A 6,985-nucleotide genomic window follows, 5' to 3' on the forward strand; every position below is an offset into this window, starting at 1 on the left:
AAAAGCACCGTGAGCGGCTAGAAGAACACCGAGCGGCGCTGCACGAGCAGCTTGTACAGCGTGTGCTGGATCGTTTCCCTTACCTGGTCCGTCAGGTTGAACATCAGCATCGGGTCGTCCGCCGCCTCCGGCGGATGCCCGTCCGTCGGGATGGGCTCACCGAACTGGATCGTCCACTTCGTCGGCAGCGGCACCGCCCCCAGCGGTCCGAGCAGCGGGAACGTCGGAGTGACCGGGAAGTACGGAATCCCCAGCAGCCGGGCGAGGGTCTTCGCGTTCCCGACCATCGGATAGATCTCCTCCGCGCCCACGATCGAGCACGGCACGATCGGCGCCCCGGCGCGCAGCGCCGTCGAGACGAAGCCGCCCCGCCCGAACCGCTGCAGCTTGTACCGGTCCGCGAACGGCTTTCCGATGCCCTTGAAGCCCTCCGGCATCACCCCGACGACCTCACCGCGCTCCAGGAGCAGCTGGGCGTCCTCGGAGCAGGCGAGGGTGTGGCCCGCCTTGCGGGCCAGTTCGTTGATGAGCGGCAGTACGAAGACCAGATCGGCGGCGAGCAGCCGCAGATGACGCTGGGCGGGATGGTTGTCGTGCACCGCGACCTGGAGCATCAGCCCGTCCAGCGGCAGCACCCCGGAGTGGTTGGCGACCACGAGCGCGCCGCCGCTCTCCGGGATGTTCTCGATGCCCTTCACCTCGACCCGGAAGTACTTCTCGTACATCGGCCGGAGCATCGACATCAGCACCTGGTCGGTGAGGTCCTCGTCGTAGCCGAAGTCGTCGACCTCGTAATCGCCGGTGATCCGGCGGCGCAGGAAGCTCAAGCCCTGGGCGAGCTTGCGCTCCCAGTCGCCGCCGCCGGGCGCCCGCTTCGGCGGGTGCGGAGGCAGCGGCGGGGCGGCCGCCGCGGAGGTCTCCGGGTGCTGCTCCAGCTCCTCGTCGCGCTGCTGCGGTACGGGTTTCAGCGGGCCCTGGGACCGGTTCGAACGACCGGCGCGCGGTCCCTTCCGCCGGGACCGGGGTTCCTCGCCGAACGGAATGACCTTGGCATCCGCCATGGTGGTGCGCTCCTCATTTCTCGGCGCCGGCGGGCAGCAGAGCGCCGAGCCGGTCGATGGTACGGGCGAGGGTCTCGGGCGGGAGCAGCCCGGGACCGCGGCTGTGCGCATAGTCCGCGAAGGCGCCGGCGGTGGTGTACTCGGGTTCGAACCCCAGGGTTTCGCGCATCTGGGTCGTGGCCACCACCCGGCCGTGGGTGAGCAGCCGGATCTGCTCGGGCGAGAAGTCGGTGACGCCGAGGGACCGCAGCGCGGTGCGGGCCCAGCGGAGGGTGGGCAGCAGCAGCGGCAGGGTGGGGCGGCCCAGTCGCCGGGCGGCCTGGGAGAGCAGCAGTACCCCGTCGCCCGCGATGTTGAACGTGCCGCTGTTGAGCGTGGAGCGGCGCGGCTCGGAGGCGGCGATCCGCAGCACCTCGATGGCGTCCTTCTCGTGGACGAACTGGAGCCGCGGGTCGTAGCCGATGACGGTGGGCAGCACCGGCAGCGCGAAGTACTCGGCGAGCGGGGAGTCCGAGCACGGCCCCAGGATGTTGGCGAAGCGCAGCACGCACACCGCCACGTCGGGGCGGCGCCGGGCGAAGCCGCGTACGTACCCCTCGACCTCGACGGTGTCCTTGGCGAAGCCACCGCTCGGCAGCGATTTGGGCGGGGTGGTCTCGCCGAAGACGGCGGGGTCGCGGGGCGCGGAGCCGTACACGCTGGTGCTGGACTTCACCACCAGCCGCTGGACCGAGGGCGCCTTCTGACAGGCACCGAGCAGCTGCATGGTGCCGATGACGTTGGTTTCCTTGACCGATGTGCGATTGCCGCGGGCGCCGAGCGGGGTGCCGTTGATGTCCATGTGGACGACGGTGTCGACGCCGAATTCGGCGAGGAGTTTCCCGATCGTGGGGTGGCGGATGTCGGCCCGGACGAAATCGGCTCCGCCCAGCTGGTGTTCGGGGGCGACCGCGTCCACTCCGATGACCCGGTCGACGTCCGGCTCACGCTGTATGCGCCGTACGAATCGGCCCCCCAGCCGACGGGCGACTCCGGTGACGAGCACGACCTTTCCCAAGATCAGCGCCTTCCTTCCCACCCTCGTCCGAGCTGGGCTGTGCGGAACACCGTAACCGTTCGATGTTGCGCTGTGATGACCACTCGCCGCGCGGTGCGACGTTTTGAGCCGAGGCCCCCGGCGCACGCACCGCAGCCCTTCCACCGTGGGTGGAAGGGCTGCGGGACGAACACAGCGTCGCTGTTCTTACTTCTTGTTACGACGCTGGACGCGCGTGCGCTTGAGCAGCTTGCGGTGCTTCTTCTTCGCCATCCGCTTGCGCCGCTTTTTGATAACAGAGCCCACGACTACCCTCGCTCACTTCGATTCACTCGGTGCGGGGCGTCCGAGCCCACACGACCTACATCGGGCCAGCCTACCCGCCACCGGGCGAACCACGTAATCCGAGGGTCGTCGGCCTAAGTGGCCTAAGCGGACTCCACCCCCACATAGGACTCGCGGAGGTACTCATGCACCGCTTGCTCCGGGACCCGGAAGGACCTGCCCACCCTGATCGCCGGCAGATGACCACTGTGCACCAAGCGGTACACGGTCATCTTGGAGACTCGCATCACCGAGGCGACTTCCGCCACGGTCAGAAACTGAACCTCATTCAGAGGCCGTTCGCCAGCAGCCATGACACACCACCTGAACCTTCCGCACATGTCGGGCACCGGCTTCCCCTCCGGTGACTCCTGCTCGCATGCGCGCTCATCCCCAGGTTAGGGGCGGGTGATGCGAGTGGGGAAGAGGAGTAGCGATCGCACGCCTACTGTGACAGACACGCTCGATTGAGTACATAGCGAGTAAGCGGCCGGTAGTAACCAGACCGCACAGCGTCATCAAGTGGAACGGCCACCGACACCTGTCCCTCGGCCTCACCGACGAACAGCGCGGGGTCGTCGGTGTCGCCGAGACCGATGGCGGCAAACCCCAGTTGACCTGCTCCGCAGACCCATCCGTGGTCCCCGATCACCAGCCCCGGAAGGGGCCCGCCGGACTCCGCGGCACAGGCGAGGGCGACGCGAACCGGGAGGGGCGAGTGACTGTGGGCGCCCGGCTCACTCGCGGTCGGCCGGGCGCCGGGTTCCCGCACCATCGCGACTCCCCGTACGTAGGTGAGCTGGTACGTACGTACGCCGAATCGAGTCGTTATGTCGACACATCTCCCCTGGGCGGGGGTGAGAATCGGGCACCCGGCCGCCGACAGGGCCGACGCCAACGCGGCGTAGAAACCCAGGAGACGGTGGGGGTGGCCGGTGCCCAGGAGCACCGGCGCCCGGGTCTCGGCGGCCGCCCGGAGCCGGTCCGCGAACATCTGCAGGGCCGCGATCGTACGCTCCGGGTCGATCACATCGTGACCGGAGACATGGGCCGGGTTGACCGAAACCCCGCATTTACTCCCCATGAGGCGAAGCAATTCGGTGAAGGACCAGTCGTATTCGGGCTCCAGGCCGAGCAGCACCCGGGGGTCGCGGGCGGCGAAGAGCCGGTAGCGGCGCAGGCTCTCCTCCCGGGTGGTGGTCACCGGCCCGGCGAGCCGCGCCGCCAGCAGATGCGCACGCAGCGCGGCGGTACTCAACACCCCACCGATGCTGCTGGATATCGGTCCGTGCCCGGGGGCGAACGCCCCGAGTTCCCACGGTCGGCCTAACACTGGCGTACGAGAGAAACCCTCACCGCGGAGCTACGGCAGCAGGCCGTGGTGAGGGAAGACGGCCCTGCGGGTCGCCAGGATCGCCTGGTCCAGGCGGTCCGCCGGGTCGTAGCCGGACTCGGCGAAGTCCTGCCAGCGCGGCTCGCGCCCGTCCGTCATCCGCCGCGGCGCCTCCAGCCGGGTCCGCCGGTACACCTCGTGCCGCCACTCCTCCGGCACCGCCGCCGCCGGCTCCACCGGACGCCCCGCCGCGATCGCCACCAGATGCGTCCACGACCGCGGCACCACCTCCACCACCGCGTAGCCGCCGCCCCCGAGGGCCACCCAGCGCCCTTCCGCGTGCTCGTGCGCCAGCCCGTGGCAGCTCTCCGCGACCGCGCGCTGCGCGTCCACGGTCACGCCCAGATGCGCGAGGGGGTCCTCGATGTGGGTGTCCGCGCCGTGCTGGGTCACCAGCACCTGCGGGCGGAAGGCGGCCAGCAGCTCCGGAACCACCGCGTGGTAGGCCCGCAGCCACCCGGCGTCCCCGGTCCCGGCCGGGAGCGCCACGTTCACCGCCGAGCCCTCGGCGCCCGCCCCGCCCGTCTCCTCGGGCCATCCGGTCTGCGGGAAGAGGCTGCGCGGATGCTCGTGCAGCGAGATCGTCAGCACCCGGGGATCGTCCCAGAAGGCCGCCTGCACGCCGTCGCCGTGGTGCACGTCCACATCCACGTACGCGACCCGCTCGGCGCCCAGCTCCAGCAGCCGGGCCACCGCCAGCGCCGCGTCGTTGTAGACGCAGAACCCGGCGGCGCCGCCGGGCATCGCGTGGTGCAGCCCGCCCGCGAAGTTCACCGCGTGCAGCGCCTCACCGCGCCAGATGCTCTCCGCCGCGCCCACCGACTGCCCGGCGATCAGCGCCGACGCCTCGTGCATTCCGGCGAACGCCGGGTCGTCCATGGTCCCGAGCCCGTACGAACCGTCCGCGCCCGCCGGGTCGGCCGACGCCCGCCGCACCGCCTCGATGTACTCCTGGCGGTGGACGAGCCGCAGCGTCGAGTCACCGGCCGCCTTGGCGGCCACCACCTCGACCGCCCGGTCGAGCCCGTACGCCTCCACCAACCGCATGGTCAGCGCGAGCCGGACCGGGTCCATCGGATGCCCCGCCCCGAAGTCGTACCCGGTTACTTCCTCATCCCACATCAACTGCGCGCGGCCGCTCATGCCCGTCACCGTATCGGGCGGGTGCGACGGTGAACGACCTCGCGTAGACCAGCGTCACGAGGACGAGCGCCATCGGCACGAGCATCGCCCCGCGGTAGTTCCACGCACCGCCCAGCGCACCCACGAGCGGCGAACCGATCAGAAAGCCCACGTAATTGAAAATGTTCAGGCGCGCGATGGCCGCGTCCGACGCTCCGGGGAAGAGCCGCCCGGCGGCGGCGAACGTCTGCGGCACCAGCACGCACAGCCCGAGCCCCAGCAGCGTGAACCCGAGCATCCCCACCCAGGCACCGGGCGCCGCCGCGACCACCGCGAACCCGCCCGCCGCGAGCAGCGCCCCGGCCCGGACGACGGCGGCCGCGCCGAAACGCCGCACCCCGAGGTCGCCGAAGGAACGGCCGAGCAGGGTGGTGACCATGTAGACGTTGTACGGGACCGTCGCCAGCTGCTCGGAGCTGTGCAGCACGTCCTCCAGGTACTTGGCGGACCAGTTGGAGACCGTCGAGTCACCGATGTAGGCGAAGGCCATGACGAGGCAGAGCGGCATCAGCAGCTTCATGCTCATGGCGCCCGTCTCGCTCGCGCCGCCCTCTCCCCCGGGGCCTCCCTCGTCGTCCGCGTACCAGCGGGCCGCGACGAACGCGACGGGCACCAGGACCGCCACCAGCGGCGCGTAGAGCACGGGCAGCGGCAGGTCCCAGTGCGCGCCCGCCCAGGCGAGCGAGGCCCCCGCGATCCCGCCCAGGCTGTACGCGGCGTGGAAGCCGAGCATGATGCTGCGCCCGTACGCGCGTTGCAGGCTCACCCCGAGCATGTTCATCGACGCGTCGAGCGCGCCGACGGTGAGGCCGAAGACCGCGAGCGCCGCGGCGAGCTGCCACACGGCCGTGCCCGATCCCGCCGCGAGCAGGGCGAGCGAGACGACGGGCTGGACCCAGCGCAGCACCCGCCCCGGCCGCACCCGTTTGACGAGGTGTTCGGTGGCGACGCTGCCCGCGCCGGCCAGCACGGGCACGGCGGCGAGGAAGAGGGGCAACAGCCCGTCGGATATCCCGTAGCGGTCCTGCAGCGCGGGTATCCGGGTCACGAGCAGGGCGAAGATCGCGCCCTGGACGAAGAAGCTGATGGCCAGCGAGGCCCGGCCATGCCGCAGCCGCGGGCCCGGGCGCGTATCGGTCATGGCCGAGGAGCGTAGGGCCCCGGTGCTACTTGTGGGTAGAGCTGAGCAGTGTTCGCAGTTCTGCCATGTCCGAGAAGTGGGCCCGGGTGCCCGGGAGGTGGTCGGCCGGGGTCATGGCCGTGTAGCCGTACGCGTCCATCCCGGCCGCCACGGCGGCCCGCACCCCGAGCGGGCTGTCCTCGACGACTGCGCACTCCTCGGGGGTCCGGCCCATGCGCTCGGCGGCGTGGAGGAACAGGTCGGGGGCGGGCTTGCCGCGGCCGACGTCCTCGGAGCTGAAGATGCGGTCCTCGCCGAAGAAGTCGTAGAGCCCGGTCTTCCGCAGGGCGACCCGTATGCGCTCATGGCTTCCGGAGGAGGCGACGCAGTACGGGATTCCGTCCGCCCGCAGACCGCTCAGCGTCGCGGCGACACCGGCCACCGGCTGCAACTCCCGGCGGAAGGCGGCGAAGACACGGGAGTGGAAGGTGGTGTCGAAGTCGTCGGGGAGCCGCTTTCCGGTGTGCTCCAGGACGAGTTCGTGGACGCGGTGCATGGCGGAGCCCATGTAGTTCCGCAGGGAGTCCTCGTAGCTGGTGGGATGCCCCAGCTCGGTGAGATAGCCCGCGAGGAGCCGGTTGGAGATCGGCTCGCTGTCGACGAGTACTCCGTCGTTGTCGAAGATGACCATGTCGTAGCGCATATCGTGCAGCCTACAAACACGAAAAGGCCCTGTCGGGAGCTTCAAGCTCCCAACAGGGCCTTTTCCAAAGATTGTTCGGCGGCGTCCTACTCTCCCACAGGGTCCCCCCTGCAGTACCATCGGCGCTGAAAGGCTTAGCTTCCGGGTTCGGAATGTAACCGGGCGT

8 protein-coding genes and 1 rRNA gene are annotated in these 6,985 nt (G+C 70.2%); all 9 read right to left on the reverse strand.

The features are described from left to right. Nucleotides 1-17: 17 nt before the first annotated feature. Nucleotides 18-1,061 carry a lysophospholipid acyltransferase family protein gene (locus ABZ370_RS32605; protein WP_358628098.1) on the reverse strand — a complete coding sequence of 348 codons (1,044 nt, stop codon included), beginning with the start codon at nucleotides 1,059-1,061 and terminating at the stop codon, nucleotides 18-20. Between the two features lie 13 nt (nucleotides 1,062-1,074). Beyond that, complete coding sequence (locus tag ABZ370_RS32610; protein WP_358628101.1) at nucleotides 1,075-2,118, reverse strand: NAD-dependent epimerase/dehydratase family protein; 1,044 nt, start codon at nucleotides 2,116-2,118, stop codon at nucleotides 1,075-1,077. A 186-nt stretch (nucleotides 2,119-2,304) separates the two neighbouring features. Further along, the gene (locus tag ABZ370_RS32615; RefSeq protein ID WP_003948845.1) at nucleotides 2,305-2,403 is read right to left on the reverse strand and encodes an AURKAIP1/COX24 domain-containing protein; all 99 of its coding nucleotides are present in this window, start codon (nucleotides 2,401-2,403) and stop codon (nucleotides 2,305-2,307) included. A 122-nt stretch (nucleotides 2,404-2,525) separates the two neighbouring features. Then, entirely contained in the window at nucleotides 2,526-2,735 is a 210-nt protein-coding gene (locus tag ABZ370_RS32620; RefSeq protein ID WP_014053989.1) for a helix-turn-helix domain-containing protein, read from the reverse strand. A gap of 131 nt (nucleotides 2,736-2,866) precedes the next feature. Continuing rightward, nucleotides 2,867-3,682 carry a phosphatase gene (locus ABZ370_RS32625; RefSeq protein WP_358628105.1) on the reverse strand — a complete coding sequence of 272 codons (816 nt, stop codon included), beginning with the start codon at nucleotides 3,680-3,682 and terminating at the stop codon, nucleotides 2,867-2,869. Nucleotides 3,683-3,784: 102 nt separating this feature from the next. After that, the gene (locus ABZ370_RS32630; protein ID WP_358628108.1) at nucleotides 3,785-4,957 is read right to left on the reverse strand and encodes an acetoin utilization protein AcuC; all 1,173 of its coding nucleotides are present in this window, start codon (nucleotides 4,955-4,957) and stop codon (nucleotides 3,785-3,787) included. Further along, complete coding sequence (locus tag ABZ370_RS32635) at nucleotides 4,926-6,137, reverse strand: MFS transporter (protein ID WP_358628111.1); 1,212 nt, start codon at nucleotides 6,135-6,137, stop codon at nucleotides 4,926-4,928. Before ABZ370_RS32635 ends, ABZ370_RS32630 begins: the two co-directional genes overlap by 32 nt. Nucleotides 6,138-6,162: 25 nt before the next feature. Next, nucleotides 6,163-6,819, reverse strand: coding sequence for an HAD family hydrolase (locus tag ABZ370_RS32640; RefSeq protein WP_358628114.1), 657 nt, complete (start codon nucleotides 6,817-6,819; stop codon nucleotides 6,163-6,165). A 73-nt stretch (nucleotides 6,820-6,892) separates the two neighbouring features. Continuing rightward, nucleotides 6,893-6,985, reverse strand: a 5S ribosomal RNA gene (gene rrf / locus ABZ370_RS32645); the annotation flags it as partial.

Source organism: Streptomyces sp. NPDC005962, assembly GCF_040629205.1.
Lineage (GTDB): Bacteria > Actinomycetota > Actinomycetes > Streptomycetales > Streptomycetaceae > Streptomyces.